This is a genomic window from Mesorhizobium sp. M1169, from assembly GCF_040318345.1.
Lineage (GTDB): Bacteria > Pseudomonadota > Alphaproteobacteria > Rhizobiales > Rhizobiaceae > Mesorhizobium.
The window spans coordinates 279484-304526 of sequence record NZ_JAMYME010000004.1; the positions used below are offsets into that span (position 1 = coordinate 279484).

A 25043-nucleotide genomic window follows, 5' to 3' on the forward strand; every position below is an offset into this window, starting at 1 on the left:
AGTCCGGATCGCCGTCCTGATCAAGCAAAGGCCGCCCGGGAACAATGGGCGGCCTTCTGCATTGTTCCGTCATTGCAACCTCAAAGCGAGGATTTTCTGATGACGATCAGCACCATTCTCATCATTATCCTTATTCTTATTCTGATCGGCGCGGTTCCGGCGTGGCCGCATTCCCGGTCCTGGGGTTACGGACCATCCGGCATCGTCGGCGTCATCCTGATCGTTGTCCTGGTGCTGCTGTTGATGGGCCGGATCTGAGCGCAACCTTCCTCCCCGACCAGCGGCGGATGACCGTGAGGCCATCCGCCTTTTTTTGGTTTGTTGTTAGGCAGCTTTTTGCGTCGTCTTGATCGTGGCGATGCCGATATCCTCGAGCGCTTCCGACACCGCATTTTCCAGCGGCGTGTGCGGGATCGTACCGATGACGCTTTCCAGCCTGCCTGAAACCAGCCGGTGCGGCTCGAAGCGGAGATAGGACATCGAAACGATCTCGCGCCACATCGCCACGAACGGGCCGCCGGCACGCAGCACCCACCACGGCATCGACGTCAGTTTCAGCGTGCGTCCGAGCGCCTTCTCCGCGGCCGCCTTGATGTCCAGATCGGTCACCGCATGGCCAGGAAAGTTCAGCGCCTCGTAGAAGCCGAGCTTGTCGAGATTGTCAGCCAGCCCGACGAAGGCCTTGGCCAGGTCGGGCAGATAGGCCCATTCATGCACGAGATCGACCGGCCCTGGGGCGGTATAGACGCCCTTGGTCATCTTGGCGGCAACAACCAGATCGAACCACGATCCGCTGCCGGTGCCGCCGAAGAAATCACCAGCGCGCAACAGGATCGTGCGCACCAGACCCGCGTCGGCCTCGCGGCGAAACAGATCTTCCATGGCGACGCGGATACGGCCCTTTTCCGTCGTCGGGCGAAACGGCGTGTCTTCGGCGATCACCGCCGGCATCTGCGAGCCGTAATTGTAGACGGTGCCCGGGAAGAGATGCAGTGCGCCGTTCGCCCGGCAGGCAGCCATCACATTCTCGGCCATCGGCAGGCATTTGCTCCAGTCGGTGTAGAGCGGGTTGAGGCCGTTGAAAATGATATCGACGCCTTCGGTCGCGCGGATCAGCGCAGCACGGTCGAGCGCGTCGCCGGCGATCGCCGTGGCGCCTTTGAGCTCGGCCGGCACCTTGCCGCTGCGGGTGATGGCACGGACATCGTAGCCGGCATCGATGAAGGCCTTGGCCACCGTGCGGCCGAGGCGGCCATTGGCGCCGAGAATTGCGATCGTGGTCATTGTTCGTCTCCGTGTTGCGTTACGACCCCAATATTGTCTCTCCGCAAACGAATGGAAATTGACTACGACTGGCGATGTGATATTCAATTTTGAATGGATATTGACTGGAACCTGATCAAGAGTTTCGTCACGGTGGCGGAGACCGGCAGCCTGTCGGCGGCCGCACGAAAACTTGCCGCAAGCCAGCCGACGCTCGGCCGCCACATCGCCGAGCTGGAACAGGCGCTCGGCGTCACCCTGTTCCGGCGCGGGCGGCGTGGCTATGCGCTCACGGAAGCAGGCAGCACGCTCTTTGAACGGGGTCGCGCGGTGAGCGAGCAGGCGAGCGCCTTTTCGCTGCTGGCGCTGGGATCTGTCGAGGCGATAGAGGGTACGGTGCGCATTGCCGCCAGCGAGGTGGTGGCGGCCTATGTGCTGCCGGAAATCACAGCGAGGCTTGGGACCGAGGAGCCGGGCATCGAGGTCGAGATCGTCGCCTCGAACCAGGTCGAGAATCTGCTGCGTCGCGACGCCGATATCGCCATTCGCATGGTCAAGCCGGCGCAGAATGAACTGGTCGCGCGCAAGGTGACCGACATTCCGCTCCGCGCCTGCGCGGCAAAATCCTACCTCGACCGGCGTGGCCGTCCGCGCGAGGCCCGCGATCTTGCCGGCCATGATCTGGTCGGCTTCGACCGCAGCGATGAGATCATTCGCGGCTTCGCCCAGTTCGGCGTCCCGCTCGCCCGCAATGCCTTCCGCTTCAGGACCGATAATCAGATCGTGCTGTGGGAAGCAGTGCGGGCGGGAAACGGCATCGGCTTTGGCCAGCAGCCGCTCGCCGACCGTGATCCGCTGGTCGAGACAGTGCTGCCGGGTCTCCCGCTGCCGACGCTGCCGGTGTGGCTGGCCATGCACCGCGACGTGCGTACCAGCGTCCGCATCCGCCGCGTCGCGGATTTCCTCTACGAAGAGTTCAAGCGCTATTCAGCCGGTGCAGGCTCGGCAGCGAATTCGGCACGGTGAGCGAGGCCGGCCATCACCAGCACGACGACCAGCAGCCCGGACAGAGCGACGAAGATCGGGCCGAAGCTCGAGTGCTCGGCGATGAAGCCGATCGCCGACGGCGCCACCAGAATGCCTGAGTAACCCATTGTGGTGACGACGCTCATGCCGGTGCCGGACGCCATGCCCTCCTGGTTGCCGCCGGCCGAAAAGATGATCGGCACCATGTTGGCAATGCCGAGGCCGCAAAAGGCAAAGGCGGCAATGGCCAGCCAAGGCGAGGGAGCCAGCCCGGCCACCAGCATGCCGGCAGCAGCGGCAAGGGCCGAGGCGCGCAACGTCGTAACGGCACCGAAACGGTTGCGGACGCCATCGCCAAGGAAGCGCATGACGGCCATGACACCGGAAAAGGCGGCATAGGCCAGGCCTGCGACGGCAAGATCGGCGCCGAGTTCCTGCCGGAGATACAGCGCTGCCCAGTCGAGTACCGCGCCTTCGGAGATCATCGTCAGCAGCGCCATAAGTCCGACCAGATAGACCACCGGATTTGCCGGCAACGCGAATTTGTGGTGCTCGGCGACCGGGTGCTTGTCCTCGGCGATCAGGTAGCGGATCGCTACGGCGATGACGGCAAAGGCAAGAGCCGTCACCACTGTCGCATGGGCGAGGTGACCGTAGTTCTGGATGGCGAAACCGCCCAAAGCGCCGCCGGCGAAACCGCCAAGGCTCCAGAAGCCGTGCGAGGACGACATGATGGCACGGGACAGCCGCCGTTCGACTGCCACTGCATTGGCATTCATGGCGACGTCCATGCCGCCGATCGAACCGCCGAAGATGAACATGGCGATGGCTGCAAGGGGCACGTTGGGGGCCAGAGCCACAACCAAAAGGCCGAAGCTGCCGGCAAGTCCGAACCAGCGCAGCACCGTGCGCGAGCCATGCTTCGAGATCAGATGGCCGCACCAGGTCATGGCGGTGACGGCGCCGGCACCGAACAACAGAATCAGCAAGCCGAGCGTGAACTTCGAAATGTCGAGTCGCGTCAGGAACACCGGGATCTGCGGCGCCCAACTGCCGGTCAAGAAGCCGTTGGCGAGGAAGATGCCGCCCACTGCCCAGCGTCCACGAATCGCGATCTGCGTGATTTTCTGCGCGTCCATCGGGTAGAATCCGGTCCGGAAATGGCGTTGCGCGGCAAATTAGATCGATTCAATTCGCAGTCAAGCGCTCTTCGCCGAAAGTGCTTGGACCAGACGCTACGTCCTCTCGCGTCGGCCAACCACCTCGGCGGTCCACTCCGAAATTCCTACGGCTCGGGATAAGGCCCGCCATCCTTGTGCACAAACCGGCCGTCAGCGTTGGTGCTTATCATGTCGATGTCGGAGCAGGTGGCGACGTCGTCGGGCCAGCGCGAACCGACTTCGAGATAGATCGCCATCGCGCCCGATTTATTGATCATGTGATGGCCGTTGCCTGATCCTTTCGGAAAGGCCGCGCAATCACCGGCGCGCAGCACCGTCTCGCCGGCATCTTCGACGAGCGTCAGCTCGCCTTCAAGCACGTAGACGAATTCGTCTTCGTGCGAATGCCAGTGGCGCTGGCTCGACCAGTTGCCCGGCGGCAGGCGCATGAGATTGATGCCGAAGTCGGTGAGCCCACCTGCGTTGCCTAGCCGCTGGCGCACGCGTTCGGCACAGGGTGCATCGAACGGCGGTGGATAGGATGAGCCCTTGCGTCCTGGCACGTCGGAACGTCAATCTTAGGCACGGCATCCTCCCCTAGTGATCCCTAGGGCGCCTTGCCTCGAACTCGGCCTTCTTGGCGTCGGAGGCTTCGACCTGGTTCAGTGCCTGCCACTCGGCATAGGGCATGCCGTAGATGATCTCGCGCGACTGTTCCTTGCTGAGTTCGACACCTTCGGCTTGCGCCGCATCGCGGTACCAGTTGGACAGGCAGTTGCGGCAGAAGCCAGCGAGGTTCATCAGGTCGATGTTCTGCACGTCGGAATGCTCGCGCAGATGCGCGACCAGCCGGCGGAAGGCAGCGGCTTCGAAATCGCGCTTTTGTTCTTCGCTGAGTTCGGTCATGTCATGTTGGCCTCCCTTGGGCCTCATCATACCGGCCCGGTGCGCGAGCCGAATATTTTCACCGCATGTATATCGGCACGTCGGTCTATCGCGTCAACGATCGGCGCCAGCCGTTCGGCCCAGGTGAGGGCACCCTTGCGGTCGGCGATCAGGTCCTGGCGGACCTCGAGCAACGCATGGGCAAAGCCGTTGACGATGGCGTGCCTGAACATGGTATCGCCGCGCAGTGCGCCGTCATAGGGTTCGTTGTCGCCGACGATGAGGCTCTTGTCCTCGGCGAGCATGTCGATCAGCGGCCGCGCAACGCGGTCGTCCAGATCCCACAATATGCCGACGTGCCACGGCCGCACGAAGCCCTGCATGGTCGGTGTGAAGGAATGCACCGAAAAGATGAAGGGTGCCTGCGCGGATGCTCGCGCCACAGAGGCGATCATGGCGCTGACGGCATCATGATAGGGGCGGTAAAAGCGGTCCAGCCGCCTTTCGCGCTCCTCCGGCGCGATGGGGTAATTTCCCGGGATGACGGTGCCGTCATAGAGCTGGCGAATCAGCGTTGGATCGTCTTCGCCGCGATTGGGGTCGATCAGCAGTCGCGAAAAATTGGCAAGCACCGCCGGAACGCCGAGCAGACTTGCGAGTTCGCGGGTTACAGTCTCGACGCCGATGTCGTAGGCGATGTGGCGGTCGAACTCCGCCGCCGGCAGGCCGAGACTGCCATACTCCTCCGGCAGGTCGCGGCGGGCGTGATCGGCCAGAAGCACCATGCCGCGCTTGCGATCGCCTTCGACGATATCGAAAGGCGCGAAAACTGTGGATCGGGTCATTGGCGGGAAAGGTCTGTTCGCTGGCTTTCGGGGAGGGTGGTATCGTCATTCCACGAAGAGAACGCTTGCGCAATGCCGTTGTTTGGCCACGGTTTCTGCCAAAAAACTGAGCAGGGGCGACGGCAAGCGCGCCAGAGCCTTCTAAATCGATTGGAATTGGACAGATCGGCGCGTTGACATGCGTACGGACTTTTCCGAAAAGGGGCGTTGAGAGATGCAAATGTGGTTCTTGAGGGGTTTCAGGATGGGTTTCGCCGGCAGGCTGCATGTGCGCCATGCCTTGGCCATGCCGCTCCTGATACCGGCCATGGCTCTTTTCGCGGTGATTTCGGCCTCGCCGGCACGGGCCGATTTCCGGGTCTGCAACGCCACGCAGAACCTGGTCGGTGTCGGCATCGGCTATCGCGCCAAAGCCGGCTGGATCACCGAAGGCTGGTGGCACATCGAAGGCTCGAGCTGCAAGACGCTGATCGAGGGACCGTTGTCATCAAGGTTTTACTATCTTTATGCAGAAGACGCCGAGCGCGGCGGACGCTGGGATGGCCCGATCAACATGTGCGTGGCCGAAAAAGAGTTCAAGATCGCCGGCGTTACCGATTGCGTCGCCCGGGGCTTTCAGCGCGCCGGATTCCAGGAATATGACACGGGCGAGCAGGCAAGCTGGATGGTCCAGCTGACTGACGAGCCCGCAACGGATGGCGCTCCAGCCGCCCCGGGAACAAACAGTCAATGAGACGCAGCCGCAAGGTCAAGATCCTCGCCACCATCGGTCCGGCCTCCTCGTCCGAGGAGATGCTGAAGAAGCTGTTCGAAGCCGGCGCCGACGTGTTCCGCATCAATATGAGCCACACCGACCATGAATTGATGCGTACGCTTGTCGGCCGCATTCGTGCCGTCGAGGAGGCGGTCGGCCGGCCGATCGGCGTTCTCGCCGACCTGCAAGGGCCAAAGCTGCGCGTCGGCAAGTTCGCCAACGGCAAAGAGGTGCTGACCGTCGGTCAGACCTTCACGCTCGACGACAATCCCGAGCCCGGCAATTCGACGAGGGTCTACCTGCCGCATCCCGAAATCCTGCGTTCGGTCGAGGCTGGTCATCGCCTGCTGATCGACGACGGCAAGCTCGAGCTCAAGGCGGTCAGCAGCAACGGCAAGGCGATCGTCTGCACCGTCGTCGCCGGCACCACCATTTCCGACAAGAAGGGCGTCAGCCTGCCCGACACCGACCTGCCGGTCGGCGCGCTGACGGAAAAGGACCGCCGGGATCTCGACGCGGTTCTGGCGACCGGCGTCGACTGGGTGGCGCTGTCCTTCGTGCAGCGGCCCGAGGACCTGGCCGAAGCGCGCAAGATCGCACGCGGCCGGGCGCTGATCATGGCCAAGATCGAAAAGCCGCAGGCCGTCGCCCGGCTGGCCGAGATCATCGAGCTTTCGGATGCGCTGATGGTCGCCCGCGGCGATCTCGGCGTCGAGATGCCTCTCGAAGCCGTGCCTGGCATTCAGAAGCAGATCACCCGCGCCGCGCGCCGTGCCGGCAAGCCGGTGGTGGTCGCCACGCAGATGCTGGAATCGATGATCACCGCGCCGGTGCCGACGCGGGCCGAGGTGTCGGACGTGTCGATCGCCGTATTTGAAGGCGCCGACGCGATCATGCTTTCGGCGGAGTCCGCCGCCGGCGCCTATCCGGTCGAGGCGGTGGCGATGATGAACCGGATCGCCACCAAGGTCGAAACCGACCCGACCTATGCCGGAATTATCAACGCGCAGCGCTCGGAACCGGAAGCGACCGGAGCCGACGCGATTTCGCTCGCCGCCCGCGAAATAGCCGAGACGCTGAAGCTGTCGGCGATCATCACCTATACCGCGTCCGGCACGACCGGCTTGCGCGCCGCGCGCGAGCGGCCGCAAGTGCCGATCGTGGCGCTGTCGCCGATCCTCAACACGGCGCGGCGGCTGTCGCTGTTGTGGGGCACGCATTGCGTCGTTTCCCCCGACGCCAGCGACCTCGACGACATGGTCGACCGCGCCTGCCGCATCGCCTTCGATGAAGGTTTCGGCAAGCCGGGCGACCGCGTCATCATCACGGCCGGCGTGCCGCTGAGGACGCCGGGCTCGACCAACATGTTGCGCATCGCCTATGTCGGATCGGAAGTCGGCCGCTAATGTCGGCCGCGGCTGCCGGATAGGCCGGCTGCATGGCGCGTCGTAAACACGGCGCCAGCCGGGCGCATCGACGGCAGTCAGGTTAGGATAGACGCCGAACTCCGCCAGCTTGCATCAGCCTGTGACCGGCCGTGAAGCGGTTCGAAGGCCCTATCCGACTTGAGCTGGAAGTCAGTTAAGGTAATCTCTCCTGGGAGAAAGAGGAGGGTGATCCAATGTGGATGCGCACTGATCTTCTGGAACTCCTCGGCATTGAGCACCCGATAATCCAGGCGCCGATGAGCGGCATCACCACGCCGGAACTGGCGGCGGCAGTCAGCAATGCCGGGGCGCTTGGCTCACTCGGATGCGGCATTCTGCCTGCGGCGGCTATACGCGAGCAGCTCACGGCGACACAGCACGCCACCAATCGTCCGATCAACGTCAACTTCTTTGCGCACCCGGCGCCGATACACGATGATGCGGCAGCCCAAAGTATGCGAGACCGCCTTCGCGGCTGCTATGAGGAGGTCGGCCTCGGACCGGTGCCCGAGCCGGGCGAGCCCTTCCCCACCTTCGATCGTGAGCGTCTCGAAATTGTGCTCGAGCTGCGCCCCAAGGTGGTCAGCTTCCACTTCGGTCTACCCGACACCGCAATTGTGCAGCAGTTGAAGACGGCCGGCTGTACTGTCTTATGTTCGGCCACCACCGTCTCGGAAGCGCGCCAGCTTGAGGCAGGAGGGGTGGACGCCATTATCGCCCAGGGATACGAGGCGGGTGGGCATCGCGGCACATTCACTGGCGACCCTGCTATCGGCACAGCAGGCACTGTGGCACTCGTACCGCAGATTGTTGATGCCGTGCGGGTGCCTGTAATTGCCGCTGGCGGTATCTTCGACGGTCGCGGCATTGCTGCCAGCTTTGCACTTGGTGCATCTGGTGTGCAGATCGGCACGGCTTTCCTGGCCTGTCCTGAAGCCAATGTGCAGCCAGTCTATCGCGAAGCATTGCGCTCGGCCAACGACGAGAGCACGTCGGTGACTCGCTGCTTCACTGGCCGCCCAGCGCGCGTGGTGCGCAACCGGTTTGTGATGGAAATGGCTGGTGAGGAAGATGCAGCGTTGGCGTTTCCGCTGCAGGCGAGTCTGGTCATGCCGCTTTCGATGGCAAAGGATGAAAGCAAGCGGGCTGACTTCTTGCCCACTTGGGCCGGGCAGGGCGTTGCGAAGCTGCGGGAGATGCCGGCCGCCGCCCTTGTGGAGAAACTCGTCACCGAAGCAAACGGCATAGATCGGGCCTATAGGGGAGTAGGGGAGTAGGGGAGTAGGGGAGTAGGGGAGTAGGGGAGTAGGGGAGTAGGAGAGTAGGGCGCATGTGTTCCACAGTGCAATCTGCACCTCTCACATAGTCCCTTACTCCCTTACTCCCCTACTCCCTTACTGGTCTCAAATGCCTTCGCCGGCAAGCTCCTCGGAAAGTGCGGCGACCTGGTCCTGGGCGCTGCGCATCATTGGGTAGATGCCGAGCACGCGCTGCCAGGCCTCAAGTGCCGACTGCTTGTGGCCGGTTTCGGCCATGATCTGAGCCAGGCCCGAAAGCGCGCCGAAATGGCGTGGTTCGAGCTGCAGGGTGCGGTCGATGTCCGCCATCGACTTCCCGTAGTTCTTCATCATGAAATGAACAGTGGCGCGCCGGTTCCAGCCTTCCGCATAGGTCGGCTGCAAAGTCACAACCTGATCGAGGAAATCGAGTGCAACATCGAATTTCTGGTTTTCGATCGCCTTCTGCGACCATTGCATCATCAGGTCGATAGAGGCGCTGCCCGACTGGGACCACTCGCTGCCGATCCGTCCGGCGATGCGCTCGGCCGCCTTTTCATTGCGTTCGCGTTTGAGATCGGCAAACAGCTGATCGAGCCGCGCCTGTTTCGTCTTGACGACCGGAGGTGCTGTCGGCGGAGTTGTGGTCGGATCTTCAGCCCACGCCGGCAGCGAGACAGCGCCGGAAACGAGGAAAGCCGTGAAAAATGCAAAAAGAATCCGCATCGCGGGAATCTAGCCCCCGACGCCGGATCGTCAAACTGAATTTAGCGTGAGAGTCGTATCATGCGAACGGAGGCGCGCAGCCTCCGTCGAAAACTCAACCCTGGCGCGCCTTGTAGCGCGGCGCGGTCTTGTTGATGATGTAGACGCGGCCCTTGCGACGAACCAGCTGGTTGTCGCGGTGACGCGCCTTCAACGCCTTGAGCGAATTCTTGATTTTCATGGTCTTGCCCGTCGGTCTGGGCCCGGTCACGGGCCGAATTATTAAGGCGCGCCCACAGACGCGCCTTTGAACTGTGCGTGGCTCATAGACGAGGAGCGTTGCCCGTGTCAACCGCAAGCGCGTTGCCTAAACGATACGGACCGTTTCGTATCATCAAATATCCGTCACTGGCGTTGCGCAGGCTTGAGACGGCTGGAATGATGCGGTTGCGAATTGGAGATCGTCATGCGCCGAATTCTTGTGTCCGCCTGTCTTGTCGTCCTCGCGGCAGGTTCTGTTGCCTATGCGCAGGAATGCGACCGCAACGACGACAGCCAGCAGATGATGAACATCTGCGCCGACGCGGACTACAAATCCGCCGACGCCAAGCTCAACAAGGCCTACCAGGAAATCATCGGCGGAACTGACGCAAAAGCCAGGAAGCTGTTGCAGACGGCGCAGCGCGCCTGGATCGCTTTTCGCGACGTGGAATGCAGCTATTCGGCCGCGGACAGCGAAGGCGGCTCGATCTATCCGATGCTGATATCGGAATGCCTGACGCGGCTGACCGACGATCGCACCAAGCAGCTCACCGCCGATTCGACCTGCGCGGAAGACGATGTTAGCTGCGCCAGCCCCGACGAGGACGAGAGCGGCGAAATCCAGTAAGCGTAGGTTCTAACTTTGTGTTTGAGCATGATCTTTTCCGAAATCCGGATTCCACTTTTCGCTAGCGCGGACCTTCGGTTCGGGATCATGCTCTAGCTGCGGCGGCTCACGCGCGTAAAATGGCCCATCTTGCGGCCGGGCCGCGCCTCGGCCTTGCCATAGAGGTGCAGCATCAGATCGGGCTCGGCGAGCAGCTCAGGAACGCGCCTGACATCGTCGCCGATCAGGTTTTCCATGACGCAGTCGAACTGCCGGGCGGGATTTCCCAGCGGCAGGCCCGCGACGGCGCGGATGTGCTGCTCGAATTGCGAGATGGTGCAGGCGGCCTCCGTCCAGTGGCCGGAATTGTGGACGCGCGGCGCTATCTCGTTGGCCAACAGCGAACCGTCGGCAAGGACAAAGAATTCGACGCCGATGACGCCGACATAGTCGAGCGCTGCAAGGATCTCTGCCGCCGCCGTTTGAGCCGCAGCCGCCGTCTCGGATTTTACTCCGCCCGGCAGCGTCGAGCTGTGAAGAATACCGTTGCGATGGACATTCCACGCTGGATCGTAGGCGGCGAGCGAGCCGTCGCTGCCGCGCGCGGCGATCACCGAAATCTCGCGCTCGAAGGTGACGAAGGATTCCAGGATCAACGGCACGTTGCCCATCGCCTCGCAAGTGCCGGCAAAGCCGCCTGTTTCCATGTTGCGGAAGACACGCTGGCCCTTGCCGTCATAGCCCATGCGGCGCGTCTTCAATATACCGCTGCCGTTGAACTGTTTCAGCGCAGCCGTCAGTTCCTCGTCATTGTCGACGGGGCTGAAATCCGCGGTCGGTATGCCGATGCCGTTGAGGAATTTCTTTTCCGCCAGCCGGTCCTGCGCCACTTCCAGTGCGCGTGCCGGCGGATAGACCGGCACCGTAGAGGCAAGTGCCGCGGCGGCCGCGACCGGTACGTTCTCGAATTCATAAGTAACGACGGCACTGGCCGCAGCCAGCTCGCTAAGCGCGGCCGCGTCGTCATAGGCGGCGACGATCTGCCGGTTGGCAACCTGTGCCGCCGGGCAATCCGGCTGCGGTTCCAGCACGACGATGCGGTAGCCGAGGCGGGCCGCGGCCATCGCCAGCATGCGGCCAAGCTGGCCGCCGCCGATGATGCCGATGCTCGATCCCGCCGGCAGGCTCACGGCGCGTCCGTGGGCTCGGCGGCCACCTTGGCGGTCTGCGCGGCGCGCCAGCTATCCAGCCGGGCGGCGAGCTTTTCGTCGCTCAGCGCCAACACCGCGGCGGCCAGAAGGGCAGCATTGGCAGCGCCGGCCTTGCCGATGGCCAAAGTGCCGACCGGAATGCCGGCCGGCATCTGCACGATTGATAGCAGCGAGTCCTGGCCCGACAGCGTCTTTGATTCCACCGGCACGCCGAACACCGGCAGCGGCGTCATCGCCGCCGTCATGCCGGGCAGATGCGCCGCACCGCCGGCACCGGCGATGATCACCTTGTAGCCGGCCGCCTTGGCGCCCTTGGCGAAGTCATAGAGCCGGTCGGGCGTGCGGTGGGCCGAGACGATCAGCCGCTTGTGCGGAATTCCAAGCGCCTCCAGCGTTTCGGCGGCGTGGCGCATCGTCGCCCAGTCGGACTGGCTGCCCATGATGATGGCGACGTCGGCGCGGTGATCGTCCAAGCTTCTGCTCTCCGGCGGCAAAAGCGCGCATTAGCTGAAATCGAGGGGAGCCGCAAGGATGGCCGGAAACGGCAAAGCCGCTTGTGTCGTCTCCGTCGCTGCGCACATGCACAGGAGCGGTCTGTCATCGGGTGGCCGCTGCTCGGAAGCGGTTGACGAAGTCGTCAAGTTCAGGCCGTTCGACATCGGAAATCGCCCAGTAGGAAAAAGCGCTGTCGCTCCAGTGGACCAGCGAGAAGCCACCAGCAGAAAGATCGACCGGTCCGGCTGTCGAGCCGGTTTCCTCGGGCGCCGCGACGAGAGTGATCAGGTGCTCGCGGTGCCTGTAGACCAGTGCCGGCACTGGCTGGTCGGCGATCACCTCGACCCGGCCGCCGAGCAACGCGAAGCCGTCACTGGCAAGGTCAGGTGCCGGCGGCGACAGGCCGACCCTGCCATCCAGCCAGGGTTTGACCGTGTGCCGGTCCGACGAGACGACGTCCACGGGGCTGGCTGCCAGCAGGCTGCGGCGATGGCCGCTGGCGACCGCGGCGGCAAAGCTGTCGGGCGCCCCGCTGAGCATCACCCATTGCGTCACGCCGCTGGCCAGCACGGCGGTGACGAGGATCGATGCCGCCATTGCGCGCCAGTCGAACGCGCCGAAGCGGCCCGGCCGCGTTTGGGTTGGCCGCATGTGGGTTGGCACGGTTTGCGGCGGCCGCGTCGGCGCCGGCCGAGCCTGTGCCTCGCCAGTCGCGCCGATCGCCGCGATACGCGCATTGAGGGCGTCGCTGACCTGTGGCAGCGCCAGCCTGCCGACAGCGGACTGCAGCGCCACGATGCGAGCATGCTCGGCCGCGAGCGCCGGATCGGCGGCAATGCGCCGCTCGACCGCCAATGCTGCCGCTGCGTCGAGCTCGCCATCGACCAAGGCATGGATCATCAGTTCCACGCCCGCCGGGTCATCGGGCAGTCCATCGTTGTGCGCGCTCATGGCGCCCTCCCAAGTTGGGATATCAGCAGACCGCGCGCTCTCGCCAGCCGCGACATCACCGTGCCTAGCGGCACGCCAAGCAGCGTCGCGATCTCGCGATAGCTGAGGCCGTTGATGTCGCGCAGCACCACAGTCTCGCGAAATTGGTGCGGCAGCGCGGCGATCGCCGCCTCGAGTGCGGCCGTGTCGGCCTTGGCGATCAGGCTTGCCTCAGGACTATCCGTATCCGGCAGGCCGGCGCCATATGCAGCCGTCATGTCATCGAGGTCGCTCAGGTCGCCGACGGCGACGATACTGCGCGGCCGGTTGCGCGCCAGCCAGGAGTAAGAGGCGTTGCGCACGATCGCCAGCAGCCAGGCGCGCGCATTGCCGCCGGCATAGCCGGCGATGCCCGCATGCGCCTTCAAACAGGCCTCCTGCACCACATCCTCCGCGTCGGCGGCGTTGCCGGTCAGCCAGCGGGCAAGCGCAAGCGCATCCGCGAGATGGGGCAGAACCACCTCGCGAAAGCGCTCGGTCGCGGCCTCTTGGTTCAACACCGTCGCATCGCCCGGCATCCCGGGCAGAACCTTCCGAAAATCCTCATGGAGCGACGGTGATCCTGCCCTGCATGTGCGGGTGAAGCCCGCAGAAATAGGCATAGTCGCCCACTTTGGTGAAGGTGAAGGCATATGTGCCACCGGTGTCAAGCGCCTTGGAGCGAAACGAGGCATCGTTGGCGACCACCAGATGCGGGATGTCGTCGTCATTCTCGAAGGTCACGGTAGTGCCCTGCTTTACCGTCAGCACCGCCGGTGTGAAGGCAAAGTTCTCGATCTTGACCATTGGCTGGTCTGCTGCGTTCAGTGGCATGGCAACCATTGTCAGGATCGCCGCCAAACCGAACGTGACAGGGGATACGACCAAGACGCGGGATGGGAAGCGGATCATCGCATTTCCCCTCAGGCCAGCGTGCTGTCGATGATGGCGAGGTCCTGCCCCCCTTGCGTGACTGTCACGCTGCTTGTGCCGAGCAGGCTGCGCAACTGGCCGGCAGGTACCGTCATCGGCCCGGGTGAGGCTGCGGTGCCCGGCGCCGGTTGCGGGAAAGCGGTCGAGCGCGCGGTATGAAAGGTAACGTTGCCTTCGACCTTCTGCATGATCTGGTGGATATGGCCGTTGAGTACGGTGACAGAGCCGAAGCGCTTGAGCAGGGCCAAGGCCTGCGCCGCGTCGTCGGTGCCCCAGCCCCATTCGGGATAAACAGCCCATAGCGGGATGTGGGCAAAGACGACGATTGGCGTCGAGGCGGTGACCGCCTTCAGATCATCGGCCAACCATGCCAACTGGTCGGCGCCGAGATTGCCCAGCCCGCCAGCCTTCAGGTTGACGACGTTGACCAGCCCGATGAAATGGACGCCGTTCTGGTCGAACGAATACCAGCCGGCGCCCTTGGTGCCCTTGCCGTAGCGGTCGAGATAGGCCTGGCCATTGCCGTCATCGATCAGGTCGTGCTCACCGGGCACATAATGCACGTCGAAGCCTGCGCCGCCGATGATCTGGGCAGCGTTGTCGAACTGCGCGGCTTTCGACAAATGGGTGATGTCGCCGGTGTGGATCATGAAAGCGGGCTTTTGCGGCAACGCCTGGATCTTGCCGATGGCCTCCTTCAGCGTGTCGATGGCGTGCGGGTTGGCAGCCTTGTCGAAGCCGATGTGGCTGTCGGAGATCTGGAGGAAAGTGAAGCCGGTGGCCAAGGCCTCGGCGGCTTGCGACGCACCGAGCAGGCTGAGCGAGACCGGCACGCCGGCCGAAATTGTCCACAGCACTCCCGTGCCGGCCCAGATCATGCATTCCAGTGCATGACGGCGGCTGATGCCGTCAGCTTCATTGTCGTGGTGGTGGATCATACCGGTCTCCTGCACGCCGGAAATGGCGTCTGTTTGGGAGACCAATGGGCGGGGTGGTTTATTCCGCCCGAAGACTAAAAGTTCATTCACACTGCCGTGATGGCGCACTGGCCCGATGCGAAGCCGGTGCTGGAAGGCACTGGCTCGACCACGCTCTGGCGATGTCTAGTCCGGCCAGCGCAGCGCTCCGGCGGACTGCTTGCGAGCGGGTTTCATCGCATCCGCGGGCCGATCGGCAGCACTCAACACCGCCCGCAGGCGTTCGGCAACGATCTCCGCCTCGCCGGGATGGAGATTGCACGGATCAAGGAAGAAGTGACCGCGCTCGACCTCGTGGTTGCGCACGATCACGGGCGGTGAACCCGCCGCAAGCGCCGAGGCGAGGCCGGCGGCGGTGAAGCGGCTTTCCGGCGCAACAAACACCTGCAGGCGGTCGAGAGGATTTCCGGTCGGATCTGGAATGATACGTGCCTCGATGCCAGGCAGGCCCTGCAATGCGGTTTGCCACAGATGCAGTGCGGCTTCTTCCCGCTGGCGAATGCCGGCATGGTCGCGCCGCTCCCAGGCTTCCAGGGCCGCCATGGTGCCGGCAATGCTCTCCTTGCCGACCTTCATGGCGCGCGCAACGCCGCGGTTCTGGAGATAGGCGGCCCGTACCAGATCCTTGCGGCCGGCAACGATGCCGCTTGTCGGCCCTGAGAGAAATTTGTGCCCGCTGTAGACAACAATGTCGGCGCCGCGCGCCAGAAAGCCACGCAAATCGTACTCCGAGGCGGCGTCGACGATCACCGGCACGCCCTTGGCGTGGCAAATCTCGCAGAACTCCTCAAGCGAGAGCATGCCGTATTGCACGGTGTGGTGCGCAACGACGTAGAGGGCTGCCGCCGTCCGGTCTCGGATCGCCTCGGCAACATGATAATCCTGGGTGACGCTGACCGTGCCGGCAGGCACTGCCTTGGCTCCGGCAAGCCGGATCGACTGGTCGATCGGCGCGCCGTAATTGACGATGTGACCAAGCTGAACGATGACCTCCGATTTGAGGCCCTCGGTGTCGTGCGGCAGCCGCTCGATCGCAAGAAGGCTGGTCCCGGTCATCGCGCCGGCAATCGCCATTGTTATGCCGCTGGCGCAGCATGCGGTGATGAAGCCGGCCTCGCCGCCGGTAAGGCGTGCAATCACCCTACTTGCGGCGCGCTGCAGATCGTCCATCTCGACCCATTGCGAGGCCATTTCCGACATTGCGGCAATCGCTTCTGGCACGATGATCGAAGCACCGAGTGCCGTCATCGTGCCGGAGACATTGATGATTGGGCGAAGGCCAAGCCGTTCGCGGATTGTCGTGTTGGAACGGTCAGCGGCATAGGTCGTCATCTCTGTAGATCCTGTTTAAGATTTCAGGCGGCGATCTCGACGACCGCCTCGATTTCAACTGTGATGTTGCCCGGCAGCGAGCCGACACCGATCGCGGAACGGGCATGTCCGCCAAGCGTATCAAAGACGGCCGCGAAAAGATCGGAACAGCCGTTCACCACCTTGGGATGCTCGCTGAATGTCGGCGTCGCATTGACAAAGCCAAGCAGCTTGACGACGCGCACGATGCGGCCGAGGTCGCCGGCCGCCGCATGCATGACGGCGAGCAGGTTCAGGCCGGTCAGACGCGCATGCCCGTAGGCCTCTTCAACGCTGACATCCTCTCCGACCTTGCCGGTGCAGAGCGCGCCATCGGCGCGCAACGGCCCCTGGCCGGAGAGGAAGATCAGCCGTCCGCTCTCGGCATAGGTGACGAAGTTGGCGATGGGCTTCGGCGGCTCGGGCAGTGTCAGGCCCAATTCCGCGAGCCGGATGTAAGGCGTCATAAAAGCTCCTTGCGACAGCTTTCGCCGTCCGATGTCAAAAATGCGAGGCGCGAAACCGCGCCAGGAAACTGCGAAGGCGTTCATTGTCGAACCCCGCCGCCAGAATCTCGGCGGGTGGTCCGACGGCACTGACGCCGCCATCCGCCATGAAAACGATGCGGCTCGATGCGTCGCGCGCAAAAGCCATTTCATGTGTGACCATCAGCATCGTCATGCCGTCTTCGGCGAGGCTGCGCACGACCTCGAGCACCTCGCCAACCAGTTCGGGGTCGAGCGCCGAGGTTATCTCGTCGAGAAGCAATATCTTCGGCTCCATCGCCACGGCGCGGGCGATGCCGACGCGCTGCTGCTGGCCGCCGGAAAGCTCGGCCGGCAGACTGTCGGCTTTGTGGGCGAGGCCTACGCGGCTGAGCCAGTGCTCGGCAATGGTGCGGGCCTCGGCATTGCTCTTGCCGCGCACCTTGCGCAGGCCAAGCATGATGTTGCCGGCCGCAGTCAAATGCGGAAACAGATTGAAGCTCTGGAACACCATTCCGGTCTCGGCTCGCATCGCCGCCAGGTCGCGCTCGCTGCGTCGCTGGCGTGTTCCCGTCTCGCGATAGCCGACTTCTTTGCCGTCGATACGGATCGAGCCGCTGTCGTAGCTCTCCAGGAAGTTGACGCAGCGCAGTAGCGTGGTCTTGCCGCTGCCGGAGGGGCCGATGATAGTCACGACCTCGCCGCGCGTCACTTGCAGGCTGACGGAGCGCAGGACCTCGACGGATCCAAAGGCTTTGGAAACCTCGGTGACATCGAGAAGTGCCGGATTCTGGTGCGAGGCGTTGGACATCGTGCTATTCCCGGATGAAGGAGAAACGCCGCTCCAGGCGCCGGCTGGCCAAGGAGAGGGCGTAGTTGACGGCGAAGTAGACGAGCGCACCGAGAATGTAGAGTGGCATCGCCTCATAGGTGCGGCCGATGACCTGGTTGATTGCCTGCATGAGGTCGGTGATGCCGAGCAACGAGACCAGCGCGCTGCCCTTCACCGCGTCGGTGACGCCATTGATCCAGGGTGGCAGGAAGCGCCTGAACGCCTGCGGAAAAATGACGTAGGCCAGCCGCTGGCGAAAGGTCAGTCCGATCGCCATCGCCGCCTCGGACTGACCCTTGGGAATCGAGCCGACGGCGCCCCTGAGATACTCGACGACTTGTGCGGTCTTGAAGAGGGTGAGGGCGAACACGGCCGCCCAAAAGGATTCCAGATGCAGCCCCACCGCGGGCAGGCCGTAATAGACGAAGAAGATCAGCACCAGGATCGGAATGCCGCGTATGGTGTCGCTGAAGATGCGCACTGCCCAGCGCAGCGGAAAAGGACCATAGACAAGGCCGACGCCCATCAGCACGCCGGCGATGAGCGATAACACCACGACCAGCAGCGACACCCACAAGGTTACGGCAAAGCCTTCGGCGAGGAACGGCAAGGCGTAGATGATCTGGCTCAGCATGTCAGCGCGCCGCCTTGAACCGGCGCTCGACGAGCCGCAGCGCGAAAAGCAGCGTGTAGCCGGTCAACAGGTACATTGCCGTCACCACCAGATAGACTTCGACAATGCGGAACGTGTTGAAGTTGATCCACTGGGCGCCATAGGTGAGTTCGGGTACCGAGATGACCGACGCCACGGACGTATCCTTGAAGAGCGATATGAATGTGTTGGAAAGCGCCGGCAGGGTTATGCGCAGCATCGTCGGCAGGCGCACATCGAGCAGCCTTTGCCATGGCGTCAGGCCGATTGCCTTGCCGGCGTCGAGCTGACCGCGCGGCACCGCCTCGAGCCCCGAGCGAAACACCTCGACCAGGTAGGCGCCGCTGTAGAGCGACAGCGTGGCAATGAATGAGGTTTGCGCGCTGTAGGCAATGTCGACCACCGTCGGCAAGCCGTAGAAGACCAGATAGACGAGCAGGATCAGCGGCACGTTGCGGATGAACTCGACATACCCGGCGATGATGGTCCGCACCGCACGTCCGGCCGACACGTACCAGACCGCCAGAACGAGCCCGATGACGATGCCGATCGCGATCGAGATGACGGCCAGTTCGAGGCTTAGCAGCAGTCCGCCCCAGAGCTTGTCGAAATGCCGCCAGATAAGGTTGAAGTTGAGAGTATAACCCATGCGTCCTCGTCATGGAGGGCTGTGATGAGAGAAGGCGGAAGGACGTTGTCCTTCCGCCTGCTTGCATCAAATGACCGGGAAACCGGGATGGCGCGCCGGCGGCTCCTGTCCGAAATAATCCTTGAACGCAGCGTCGTAGAGTGCCGTTTCATGGCCGAACATGGCGATGGTGAAGGTCTGGTTGACGAAGGTCAGCCAGTCGAGGTCGCCCTGCCGCAGCGCGGCACCATAAAGCATCGAGAACCAGCTCTTGCCGGCATCGAAGTATTTGTCCGGATTGCGCGAGGCGAGCCAGCGCACCGTTGACAGATCGACCGCGGCGGCGTCGACGCGCTTCGATTCCAGGGCCTGCAGCACGTTGGCCTGCGTGTCTATCTGCATCACCTGCGACTCCGGCAGGACGATATGCACGTTAGCCTCGGCATCGACATTTTGCAGGATGGAAATCCGCGTCGCCGAACCGCCGGCAAGCAGCTTGTCGAAGGTCTTGTTTTCGGCGTTCGGAAGGGTCAGCAAGGCGATGCCTTCGACGTAGTAGGGTCGGGAGAAGTGGATCAGCTGCGAGCGCTGGGCGGTCATGGTCATGAACTGGATGGTGATGTCGACCTTGTTGGTGGTCACGTTCGGAATGCGCTGAGCCGGATCCTGCATGACGAATTCCACTTTGGTCGGATCGTCGAAAAGCCCCTTGGCGAGAATGCGACCCATGGTGATGTCCATGCCCACCAGTTCGCCGGCGTCGTTCTCGAAATGCCAGGGCGCATTGGTACTGCCGGTGCCGACGATCACCTTGCCGCGCTCGAGGACGGTGCGCAGCAGGCTGTCCGGCGCTGCCTGGGCCGCCGCTTTCTGAACGTCGACCGCGGTAGCGGCGCTCATCACTCCGGCCGTTGCAAGCCCGGCCATTCCCAGTTTCAGAAATTCACGCCTTTTGGATGTGTCGTTCACGGCGACCTCCTTTCGTGTTGAGTTCCCCTTTGGACCAGCAGTACAGGCATCGGTTGCAACTGACGTCATTGTCCCTTACAAGAGACGCCTGTACTCTGTACAAGACAGATTAACATCAGGGATCGATAATGCAAGAAGGTAATGCCTTGGCCGCTCGACCGGACGCCGGTCTGGACGAAGACAAGAACTCGGCTTCTCGGGAGAAGGGCCTCAACCGGGTCCTCCAGATTTTGGAGTTTCTTCACGCGACCCAGCGCGCGATCGGCATCGGCGATCTTGCCAAGGGGGTAAACGCGCCGCGTTCGACGACTTATACGCTTGTGCGCTCGCTGGTCGACGCAGGTCTGCTGGAAATGGCCGGAGACGGCAATCGGGTCTATTTCGGAAAGAAGCTCTATCTCTACGGAATGGACTATGTGCGGGGCAACGACCTGCTCAGGCGAGGGCGCCAGGAAGTCGACCATCTGTCACGCGAGACCGGCGAGACCTCGGAGTTGTGCATGCTGCAAAGCGGCCGCTACACCATCGTCCATTCAAGCCCGGGGACGAGGCCATTCCGGATCAGCTCGGCGACCGGTCTGCAAATACCGCTCCCCTGGACAGCTTCCGGGCGACTGCTCCTCGCCGGCTTCGACAGGGCAGCGATTGAGGATATGGTCTCCGAGGACGATCTCGTGCTGCCGGACGGCCGCAGATTGCAACTCGACGATTTCATAGACGACATCGCCGTCGCCAAATCGGCCGGCTACTGCGTCACCTCCGGCCTTGTCGATGCCTACACGAAATGCCTGGCCGCGCCGGTCTTTTCAGCGCCGGGCAGGGTCGAGGCGACGATGTGCCTGGTGATTCCGATCGATACCTCGACCGAAAAGACCGACAACCTGATAGCGTTGTTGCGCGAGCGCGCCGCACGGCTTTCGATCGCGGCATAACCGCTTTTCCAGCAGGCCCCGCCGGCGTTCGTTCAAACAATGGCGTTCGTTCAAGCAATAATGTCTGGAATGATCTTGTCTTCCAGCGCCATCAGCCTGTCCTTCAGGAAAAGCTTCTTTTTCTTCATGCGCTGGATCTGCAGCGGGTCGCAATTCATGGCGATCATCGCATTGATGGCGGCGTCGAAATCGGCGTGTTCCTGCTTCAGCCGGGAATATTCGAGGCGGATATCTGCCTGTTCCTGATCGGACATTTTTACCGTCTGCACGTCTGCGGCGCCCAAACTATGGGCCTGATTGGGCGGGACCGGGGCTTCTTGCACCGGCGCGCAGCCCATATCACATTTCATATTGGCGTGGAATGCTACCACGCAGCATTCGACATCGGTGCGCGATGGTGGCACACTGTCATTATGCCGTCATAGAAGCGAGCCTGCGGTGGACGTGCCATGACGGCTGCAATCCGAGGAAACCATGAAAGGGAGAACCAATCATGTCTCTTGCATCCCATCTTGATGAGCTGCAGCGGAAACACGGCGACATCGAACGCGAAATCGATGATGCGATGACCCATCCATCGGTAGACGACCTCGAAATCGTGAATCTCAAGCGGCGCAAGCTGGCGCTCAAGGACGAGATTGAAAAACTGAAGGCGAAACCGACGACCCACTGAAACCCTTCCAGGACTAGAAGCGCCACCCGGCGCGCGATCTTTCCGGTGGCATGTCTCTATGCTGCCGGAAACGCCCATGGATTTGCGGTAAGCTGCCATCTTGTTGTTTCCGATTTGCTGGGCCTGCGCGCCAGTCGCCATTGACAAGCCATCTTTGCTCCTCCACCTCATGCCCGGACCTTCAAGATTAAAGGCAGCCGGCATGACCGGATATTTTTCCTCACCCTTCCCACGCCGCAGGTCGGTCGGTGTCGATGTCGGCGGCGTGATGGTCGGCGGCGGCGCGCCGGTCGTCGTCCAGTCGATGACCAACACCGACACGGCCGATGTCGACCAGACGGTCGCGCAGGTGGCGGCGCTGCATCGTGCCGGCTCCGAGATCGTGCGCATAACCGTCGATCGCGACGAAAGCGCTGCGGCCGTACCGGCCATCCGCGAGCGGCTGGAACGGCTCGGCATCGACGTGCCGCTGGTCGGCGATTTCCACTATATCGGCCACAAGCTCCTGGCCGACCACCCGGCCTGTGCCGAGGCACTGGCCAAATACCGTATCAATCCCGGCAATGTCGGGTTCAAGGACAAGAAAGACCGGCAGTTCGCGGCGATCGTCGAGATGGCGATCAAATACGACAAACCGGTGCGCATCGGCGTCAATTGGGGTTCGCTTGACCAGGAGCTGCTGACCCGGCTGATGGACGACAACCAGGCCCAGGGCTTTCCGCTGACGGCGCAGGAAGTGACGCGCGAGGCAATCGTGCAATCGGCGATCCTGTCGGCCGGAATGGCCGAAGAGATCGGCCTTGCGCGCGAGAAAATCATCCTGTCGGCCAAGGTCAGCGGCGTGCAGGATCTGATCGCCGTCTACACCGAGCTTGCCACCCGTTCCGACCACGCGCTGCACCTCGGCCTGACGGAGGCCGGCATGGGCTCGAAAGGCATCGTCGCCTCGTCCGCGGCCATGGGCATCCTGCTCCAGCAAGGCATTGGCGACACCATCCGCATCTCGCTGACGCCGGAGCCGAACGGCGACCGCACACGCGAAGTGCAGGTGTCGCAAGAACTGCTGCAAACCATGGGCTTCCGGCAGTTCGTGCCGATCGTCGCTGCCTGCCCGGGCTGCGGCCGCACGACCTCGACCGTGTTCCAGGAGCTTGCCCAGAACATCCAGGCCGACCTGCGCAAGAACATGCCGGTGTGGCGCGAACAATATCCCGGCGTCGAGAACCTCAAGGTCGCGGTGATGGGTTGCATCGTCAACGGTCCGGGCGAATCCAAACATGCCGATATCGGCATTTCGCTGCCCGGCACCGGCGAGATACCGACCGCCCCGGTATTCGTCGACGGCAAGAAGGCGGCGACGCTGCGCGGCCCATCGATTGCCGCGGATTTCGAGAAGATGGTCGCCGACTACATCGAACGGCGGTTTGGGCAACACGGCAAAGCCGCGGCGGAGTAGTTCGATGCGGCGTTTGCTGGGCGCGGCGCTGGTTGTCATTTGCGGGCTGATCTGGGCGACAGCCGTTCAGGCCGATCCACCACGGCCCGCCAAAAAGAAGCTGATCGACCAGGTTTGCAACCTGATCGAGACGCATGCCGACCAGAACGGCCTGCCCCGGGATTTCTTTGCCCGGCTGATCTGGAAGGAAAGCCGTTTCGATCCCAATGCGGTCAGCCCCGTCGGCGCCGAGGGTATCGCCCAATTCATGCCGGGTACCGCCAAGATGCGCGGGCTCGCCAATTCCTTCGACATCGAACAGGCAATCCCGGCCTCGGCAAAATACCTTGCCGAAATGAAATCCGGTTTCGGCAATCTCGGCCTTGCCGCCGCAGCCTACAATGCTGGCGAGAGCCGGGTGACGCGCTGGCTGAATTCCGGCGGATTCCTCCCGTTGGAGACCGAAAGCTACGTCCTGGACGTCATGGGCGAGCCGGCCGACAAGTTCACCGATGCCGCGTATGCCGGCGTCATCCGGCCGCTCGACAAGAAGGCGAGTTTCGCTGCCGCTTGCCGCGAGCTGCCGGTGATCATGTCCAGAACCGTGCCGATGTCGTCGATCAACATCAAGCCGTGGGGCGTGCAGGTGGCGGGCAATTTCCGCCGCGCCGCGGCGCTCAACCAGTGGCTGAGAGTGAAAAGCCGGTTCCCGGCACTGCTTGCCGGCCACGATCCGGTGGTCAGCCGGGTCCGCACACCGATCGGCAGGCGCGGCATCTATGCCGTGCGGATCGGCGCCGATAGCAGAGCCAAGGCCGACACGATCTGCGACAAGCTGCAAAGCGTCGGCGGCGCCTGCATCGTGGTGCGCAACCGGTAAAGCCATATGTCGGTGCGTTTTGCGCCATTGCTGCCCATCTCGCTCCCCGTGGGCACTTCGTCCTCGATACGTGAATCATATTTTCGGTGAACCGTTAGGCAGGTCTTGCATCGTCGTCGATGCGGGGTAAGGTCCCCGCGATTTTTCGCGAAAGGGATCAGCATGGCCGGCTTCAAGACACTGGACGACATCGGCAATATCAGCGGCAAGCGTGTGCTGGTGCGTGTCGACCTCAACGTTCCCGTCGCCGAGGGCAAGGTCACCGACGCCACCCGCATCGAGCGCATTGCGCCGACCATTGCCGAGCTCTCCGGCAAGGGCGCCAAGGTCATCCTGCTTGCCCATTTCGGCCGGCCGAAGGATGGACCGGCGGCGGAATTCTCGCTCGAGCCGATCGCCAAGGCGACGGCGGAAGTGCTCGGCCGCCCGGTTGGCTTTGCCGCCGACTGCATCGGCGACAAGGCGGGAAATGCCATTGCTGCCATGAATAATGGCGACGTGCTGCTGCTCGAGAACACCCGCTTCCATAAGGGCGAGGAGCAGAACGATCCGGCCTTCACCGAAAAGCTCGCCGCCAACGGCGACATTTTCGTCAACGACGCCTTCTCCGCTGCGCACCGCGCCCACTCGTCGACGGAAGGGTTGGCGCATGTGCAGCCTTCCTTCGCCGGCCGCACCATGCAGGCCGAGCTCGACGCGTTGGAAAAGGGTCTTGGAAATCCCGTCCGTCCGGTTGTCGCCATCGTCGGCGGCGCCAAGGTCTCGACCAAGATCGACCTGTTGATGAACCTGGTGAAGAAGGTCGACGCGCTGGTCATCGGCGGCGGCATGGCCAACACGTTTCTCGCGGCACGCGGCACCGATGTCGGGAAATCCTTGTGCGAGCGTGATCTCGCGACCACCGCCAAGCAGATCATGATCGAGGCGGCCCAGGCCGGCTGCGCCATCATCCTGCCCGCCGACGGCGTTGTCGCCAGGGAGTTCAAGGCCGGCGCCGCCAGCGAGACCGTCGCCATAGCAGACGTGCCGGCCGACGGCATGATCCTCGACGTCGGCGCAAAGACCGTGAAAACCATTGCCGAATGGATCGACCGCGCCGCGACGCTGGTCTGGAACGGGCCGCTCGGCGCCTTCGAGATCGAGCCATTCGACCACGCAACGGTGGCGACGGCCAGGCACGCGGCAGCGCGCACCAAGGCCGGCAAACTGGTTTCCGTCGCCGGCGGCGGCGACACGGTAGCGGCACTCAACCATGCCGGCGTCGCCGACGATTTCACCTATGTCTCGACGGCCGGTGGCGCTTTCCTGGAATGGATGGAAGGCAAACCCTTGCCTGGCGTCGACGTGCTGAAGCGCTGAGATCGGCCGCAATAACAGCGCGAAAGAGGGCGCCCGCGACTTTCAATCGATTC

Annotated in this window: 30 protein-coding genes and 1 pseudogene; 11 read left to right on the forward strand and 20 right to left on the reverse strand. The window is 63.1% G+C overall.

Annotated elements, in window-relative coordinates:
• The first annotated feature begins 99 nt into the window (after window positions 1-99).
• Window positions 100-258: a DUF3309 family protein gene (locus tag NKH41_RS06535; protein ID WP_023678456.1), complete on the forward strand. Its 159-nt coding sequence runs from the start codon at window positions 100-102 to the stop codon at window positions 256-258.
• 66 nt (window positions 259-324) lie between these two features.
• On the opposite strand, the gene NKH41_RS06540 is transcribed toward NKH41_RS06535, so the two are convergent.
• Window positions 325-1284: an SDR family oxidoreductase gene (locus NKH41_RS06540; protein ID WP_352613444.1), complete on the reverse strand. Its 960-nt coding sequence runs from the start codon at window positions 1282-1284 to the stop codon at window positions 325-327.
• A gap of 93 nt (window positions 1285-1377) precedes the next feature.
• On the opposite strand from NKH41_RS06540, the gene NKH41_RS06545 reads away from it, so the two are divergent.
• The gene (locus NKH41_RS06545; RefSeq protein WP_352613446.1) at window positions 1378-2289 is read left to right on the forward strand and encodes a LysR family transcriptional regulator; all 912 of its coding nucleotides are present in this window, start codon (window positions 1378-1380) and stop codon (window positions 2287-2289) included.
• Here the strand turns inward: NKH41_RS06545 and NKH41_RS06550 are convergent.
• From NKH41_RS06550 to NKH41_RS06565, 4 genes and pseudogenes are all read right to left on the reverse strand, one after another.
• A complete protein-coding gene (locus NKH41_RS06550) occupies window positions 2247-3428 on the reverse strand; it encodes an MFS transporter (RefSeq protein ID WP_352767647.1) in 1182 nt (393 codons plus the stop codon). The two genes, NKH41_RS06545 and NKH41_RS06550, sit on opposite strands and share 43 nt — an antisense overlap.
• Before the next feature lie 146 nt (window positions 3429-3574).
• Window positions 3575-4035: pseudogene (locus NKH41_RS06555) on the reverse strand (cupin domain-containing protein).
• 11 nt (window positions 4036-4046) lie between these two features.
• Window positions 4047-4355: a DUF1244 domain-containing protein gene (locus tag NKH41_RS06560; protein ID WP_352471171.1), complete on the reverse strand. Its 309-nt coding sequence runs from the start codon at window positions 4353-4355 to the stop codon at window positions 4047-4049.
• Between the two features lie 26 nt (window positions 4356-4381).
• Entirely contained in the window at window positions 4382-5179 is a 798-nt protein-coding gene (locus tag NKH41_RS06565) for an N-formylglutamate amidohydrolase (protein WP_352767649.1), read from the reverse strand.
• A gap of 286 nt (window positions 5180-5465) precedes the next feature.
• Here NKH41_RS06565 and NKH41_RS06570 point away from each other — a divergent pair, with 286 nt between their 5' ends.
• The 3 genes from NKH41_RS06570 (at window position 5466) to NKH41_RS06580 (ending at window position 8637) form a co-directional block, all read left to right on the forward strand.
• Complete coding sequence (locus NKH41_RS06570; RefSeq protein WP_352471303.1) at window positions 5466-5912, forward strand: DUF1036 domain-containing protein; 447 nt, start codon at window positions 5466-5468, stop codon at window positions 5910-5912.
• The gene (gene pyk, locus NKH41_RS06575; protein WP_352454861.1) at window positions 5909-7339 is read left to right on the forward strand and encodes a pyruvate kinase; all 1431 of its coding nucleotides are present in this window, start codon (window positions 5909-5911) and stop codon (window positions 7337-7339) included. The genes NKH41_RS06570 and pyk overlap by 4 nt, the downstream gene beginning before the upstream one ends.
• A gap of 215 nt (window positions 7340-7554) precedes the next feature.
• Window positions 7555-8637, forward strand: coding sequence for an NAD(P)H-dependent flavin oxidoreductase (locus NKH41_RS06580; protein WP_352767651.1), 1083 nt, complete (start codon window positions 7555-7557; stop codon window positions 8635-8637).
• A 126-nt stretch (window positions 8638-8763) separates the two neighbouring features.
• On the opposite strand, the gene NKH41_RS06585 is transcribed toward NKH41_RS06580, so the two are convergent.
• Window positions 8764-9363 (reverse strand): tetratricopeptide repeat protein, encoded by a 600-nt coding sequence (locus tag NKH41_RS06585; protein ID WP_352454860.1) that lies wholly within the window; start codon window positions 9361-9363, stop codon window positions 8764-8766.
• Window positions 9364-9457: 94 nt separating this feature from the next.
• Complete coding sequence (gene ykgO / locus NKH41_RS06590; protein ID WP_006327841.1) at window positions 9458-9583, reverse strand: type B 50S ribosomal protein L36; 126 nt, start codon at window positions 9581-9583, stop codon at window positions 9458-9460.
• Window positions 9584-9808: 225 nt separating this feature from the next.
• On the opposite strand from ykgO, the gene NKH41_RS06595 reads away from it, so the two are divergent.
• Complete coding sequence (locus tag NKH41_RS06595; RefSeq protein ID WP_352767653.1) at window positions 9809-10231, forward strand: lysozyme inhibitor LprI family protein; 423 nt, start codon at window positions 9809-9811, stop codon at window positions 10229-10231.
• Window positions 10232-10323: 92 nt separating this feature from the next.
• On the opposite strand, the gene NKH41_RS06600 is transcribed toward NKH41_RS06595, so the two are convergent.
• From NKH41_RS06600 to NKH41_RS06655, 12 genes are all read right to left on the reverse strand, one after another.
• Window positions 10324-11400, reverse strand: a complete 1077-nt coding sequence (locus NKH41_RS06600; protein ID WP_352471166.1) for a 5-(carboxyamino)imidazole ribonucleotide synthase — start codon at window positions 11398-11400, stop codon at window positions 10324-10326.
• A complete protein-coding gene (purE, locus tag NKH41_RS06605) occupies window positions 11397-11894 on the reverse strand; it encodes a 5-(carboxyamino)imidazole ribonucleotide mutase (RefSeq protein WP_023678468.1) in 498 nt (165 codons plus the stop codon). The genes NKH41_RS06600 and purE overlap by 4 nt, the downstream gene beginning before the upstream one ends.
• Before the next feature lie 124 nt (window positions 11895-12018).
• Window positions 12019-12867, reverse strand: coding sequence for an anti-sigma factor family protein (locus NKH41_RS06610; protein ID WP_352767654.1), 849 nt, complete (start codon window positions 12865-12867; stop codon window positions 12019-12021).
• Window positions 12864-13424, reverse strand: a complete 561-nt coding sequence (locus NKH41_RS06615) for a sigma-70 family RNA polymerase sigma factor (RefSeq protein WP_352817726.1) — start codon at window positions 13422-13424, stop codon at window positions 12864-12866. Before NKH41_RS06615 ends, NKH41_RS06610 begins: the two co-directional genes overlap by 4 nt.
• 25 nt (window positions 13425-13449) lie before the next feature.
• Window positions 13450-13797: a cupredoxin domain-containing protein gene (locus NKH41_RS06620; protein ID WP_352767655.1), complete on the reverse strand. Its 348-nt coding sequence runs from the start codon at window positions 13795-13797 to the stop codon at window positions 13450-13452.
• Between the two features lie 11 nt (window positions 13798-13808).
• A complete protein-coding gene (locus NKH41_RS06625; protein WP_502895644.1) occupies window positions 13809-14756 on the reverse strand; it encodes a metallophosphoesterase family protein in 948 nt (315 codons plus the stop codon).
• 165 nt (window positions 14757-14921) lie between these two features.
• Window positions 14922-16127 carry an aminotransferase class V-fold PLP-dependent enzyme gene (locus NKH41_RS06630; RefSeq protein WP_352767657.1) on the reverse strand — a complete coding sequence of 402 codons (1206 nt, stop codon included), beginning with the start codon at window positions 16125-16127 and terminating at the stop codon, window positions 14922-14924.
• Window positions 16128-16150: 23 nt separating this feature from the next.
• Window positions 16151-16612 carry a RidA family protein gene (locus NKH41_RS06635; RefSeq protein WP_023678474.1) on the reverse strand — a complete coding sequence of 154 codons (462 nt, stop codon included), beginning with the start codon at window positions 16610-16612 and terminating at the stop codon, window positions 16151-16153.
• 34 nt (window positions 16613-16646) lie between these two features.
• A complete protein-coding gene (locus NKH41_RS06640) occupies window positions 16647-17441 on the reverse strand; it encodes an amino acid ABC transporter ATP-binding protein (RefSeq protein WP_352767659.1) in 795 nt (264 codons plus the stop codon).
• A 4-nt stretch (window positions 17442-17445) separates the two neighbouring features.
• Window positions 17446-18096: an amino acid ABC transporter permease gene (locus NKH41_RS06645; protein WP_352589866.1), complete on the reverse strand. Its 651-nt coding sequence runs from the start codon at window positions 18094-18096 to the stop codon at window positions 17446-17448.
• Window position 18097: 1 nt separating this feature from the next.
• On the reverse strand, window positions 18098-18763 hold the full coding sequence (locus NKH41_RS06650) for an amino acid ABC transporter permease (RefSeq protein ID WP_023678477.1): 666 nt from the start codon (window positions 18761-18763) through the stop codon (window positions 18098-18100).
• 66 nt (window positions 18764-18829) lie between these two features.
• The gene (locus NKH41_RS06655) at window positions 18830-19711 is read right to left on the reverse strand and encodes a transporter substrate-binding protein (protein ID WP_031212143.1); all 882 of its coding nucleotides are present in this window, start codon (window positions 19709-19711) and stop codon (window positions 18830-18832) included.
• Window positions 19712-19857: 146 nt separating this feature from the next.
• On the opposite strand from NKH41_RS06655, the gene NKH41_RS06660 reads away from it, so the two are divergent.
• Window positions 19858-20643 carry an IclR family transcriptional regulator gene (locus NKH41_RS06660; protein ID WP_352932298.1) on the forward strand — a complete coding sequence of 262 codons (786 nt, stop codon included), beginning with the start codon at window positions 19858-19860 and terminating at the stop codon, window positions 20641-20643.
• Between the two features lie 50 nt (window positions 20644-20693).
• Here NKH41_RS06660 and NKH41_RS06665 read toward each other — a convergent pair whose 3' ends face one another.
• Window positions 20694-20897, reverse strand: a complete 204-nt coding sequence (locus tag NKH41_RS06665) for a YdcH family protein (RefSeq protein ID WP_023678480.1) — start codon at window positions 20895-20897, stop codon at window positions 20694-20696.
• 239 nt (window positions 20898-21136) lie between these two features.
• Here NKH41_RS06665 and NKH41_RS06670 point away from each other — a divergent pair, with 239 nt between their 5' ends.
• The 4 genes from NKH41_RS06670 to NKH41_RS06685 all read left to right on the forward strand — a co-directional run bounded on the left by NKH41_RS06670 (window position 21137) and on the right by NKH41_RS06685 (window position 24990).
• Window positions 21137-21316 (forward strand): YdcH family protein, encoded by a 180-nt coding sequence (locus NKH41_RS06670; protein ID WP_023678481.1) that lies wholly within the window; start codon window positions 21137-21139, stop codon window positions 21314-21316.
• A 202-nt stretch (window positions 21317-21518) separates the two neighbouring features.
• On the forward strand, window positions 21519-22772 hold the full coding sequence (gene ispG / locus NKH41_RS06675) for a flavodoxin-dependent (E)-4-hydroxy-3-methylbut-2-enyl-diphosphate synthase (RefSeq protein ID WP_352767662.1): 1254 nt from the start codon (window positions 21519-21521) through the stop codon (window positions 22770-22772).
• A 4-nt stretch (window positions 22773-22776) separates the two neighbouring features.
• Window positions 22777-23631, forward strand: coding sequence for a lytic transglycosylase domain-containing protein (locus NKH41_RS06680; RefSeq protein WP_352471157.1), 855 nt, complete (start codon window positions 22777-22779; stop codon window positions 23629-23631).
• Window positions 23632-23793: 162 nt separating this feature from the next.
• Window positions 23794-24990 carry a phosphoglycerate kinase gene (locus NKH41_RS06685; RefSeq protein WP_352767664.1) on the forward strand — a complete coding sequence of 399 codons (1197 nt, stop codon included), beginning with the start codon at window positions 23794-23796 and terminating at the stop codon, window positions 24988-24990.
• Window positions 24991-25043 lie beyond the last annotated feature (53 nt).

Coding starts and splice junctions, on each gene's coding strand:
- NKH41_RS06535 (WP_023678456.1), top strand. CDS start 100: ATGACGATCAGCACCATTCTCATCATTATCCTTATTCTTATTCTGATC.
- NKH41_RS06540 (WP_352613444.1), bottom strand. CDS start 1,284: ATGACCACGATCGCAATTCTCGGCGCCAATGGCCGCCTCGGCCGCACG.
- NKH41_RS06545 (WP_352613446.1), top strand. CDS start 1,378: ATGGATATTGACTGGAACCTGATCAAGAGTTTCGTCACGGTGGCGGAG.
- NKH41_RS06550 (WP_352767647.1), bottom strand. CDS start 3,428: ATGGACGCGCAGAAAATCACGCAGATCGCGATTCGTGGACGCTGGGCA.
- NKH41_RS06560 (WP_352471171.1), bottom strand. CDS start 4,355: ATGACCGAACTCAGCGAAGAACAAAAGCGCGATTTCGAAGCCGCTGCC.
- NKH41_RS06565 (WP_352767649.1), bottom strand. CDS start 5,179: ATGACCCGATCCACAGTTTTCGCGCCTTTCGATATCGTCGAAGGCGAT.
- NKH41_RS06570 (WP_352471303.1), top strand. CDS start 5,466: ATGCCGCTCCTGATACCGGCCATGGCTCTTTTCGCGGTGATTTCGGCC.
- pyk (WP_352454861.1), top strand. CDS start 5,909: ATGAGACGCAGCCGCAAGGTCAAGATCCTCGCCACCATCGGTCCGGCC.
- NKH41_RS06580 (WP_352767651.1), top strand. CDS start 7,555: ATGTGGATGCGCACTGATCTTCTGGAACTCCTCGGCATTGAGCACCCG.
- NKH41_RS06585 (WP_352454860.1), bottom strand. CDS start 9,363: ATGCGGATTCTTTTTGCATTTTTCACGGCTTTCCTCGTTTCCGGCGCT.
- ykgO (WP_006327841.1), bottom strand. CDS start 9,583: ATGAAAATCAAGAATTCGCTCAAGGCGTTGAAGGCGCGTCACCGCGAC.
- NKH41_RS06595 (WP_352767653.1), top strand. CDS start 9,809: ATGCGCCGAATTCTTGTGTCCGCCTGTCTTGTCGTCCTCGCGGCAGGT.
- NKH41_RS06610 (WP_352767654.1), bottom strand. CDS start 12,867: ATGAGCGCGCACAACGATGGACTGCCCGATGACCCGGCGGGCGTGGAA.
- NKH41_RS06615 (WP_352817726.1), bottom strand. CDS start 13,424: ATGCCGGGCGATGCGACGGTGTTGAACCAAGAGGCCGCGACCGAGCGC.
- NKH41_RS06620 (WP_352767655.1), bottom strand. CDS start 13,797: ATGATCCGCTTCCCATCCCGCGTCTTGGTCGTATCCCCTGTCACGTTC.
- NKH41_RS06625 (WP_502895644.1), bottom strand. CDS start 14,756: ATGATCCACCACCACGACAATGAAGCTGACGGCATCAGCCGCCGTCAT.
- NKH41_RS06630 (WP_352767657.1), bottom strand. CDS start 16,127: ATGACGACCTATGCCGCTGACCGTTCCAACACGACAATCCGCGAACGG.
- NKH41_RS06635 (WP_023678474.1), bottom strand. CDS start 16,612: ATGACGCCTTACATCCGGCTCGCGGAATTGGGCCTGACACTGCCCGAG.
- NKH41_RS06640 (WP_352767659.1), bottom strand. CDS start 17,441: ATGTCCAACGCCTCGCACCAGAATCCGGCACTTCTCGATGTCACCGAG.
- NKH41_RS06645 (WP_352589866.1), bottom strand. CDS start 18,096: ATGCTGAGCCAGATCATCTACGCCTTGCCGTTCCTCGCCGAAGGCTTT.
- NKH41_RS06650 (WP_023678477.1), bottom strand. CDS start 18,763: ATGGGTTATACTCTCAACTTCAACCTTATCTGGCGGCATTTCGACAAG.
- NKH41_RS06665 (WP_023678480.1), bottom strand. CDS start 20,897: ATGTCCGATCAGGAACAGGCAGATATCCGCCTCGAATATTCCCGGCTG.
- NKH41_RS06670 (WP_023678481.1), top strand. CDS start 21,137: ATGTCTCTTGCATCCCATCTTGATGAGCTGCAGCGGAAACACGGCGAC.
- ispG (WP_352767662.1), top strand. CDS start 21,519: ATGACCGGATATTTTTCCTCACCCTTCCCACGCCGCAGGTCGGTCGGT.
- NKH41_RS06680 (WP_352471157.1), top strand. CDS start 22,777: ATGCGGCGTTTGCTGGGCGCGGCGCTGGTTGTCATTTGCGGGCTGATC.
- NKH41_RS06685 (WP_352767664.1), top strand. CDS start 23,794: ATGGCCGGCTTCAAGACACTGGACGACATCGGCAATATCAGCGGCAAG.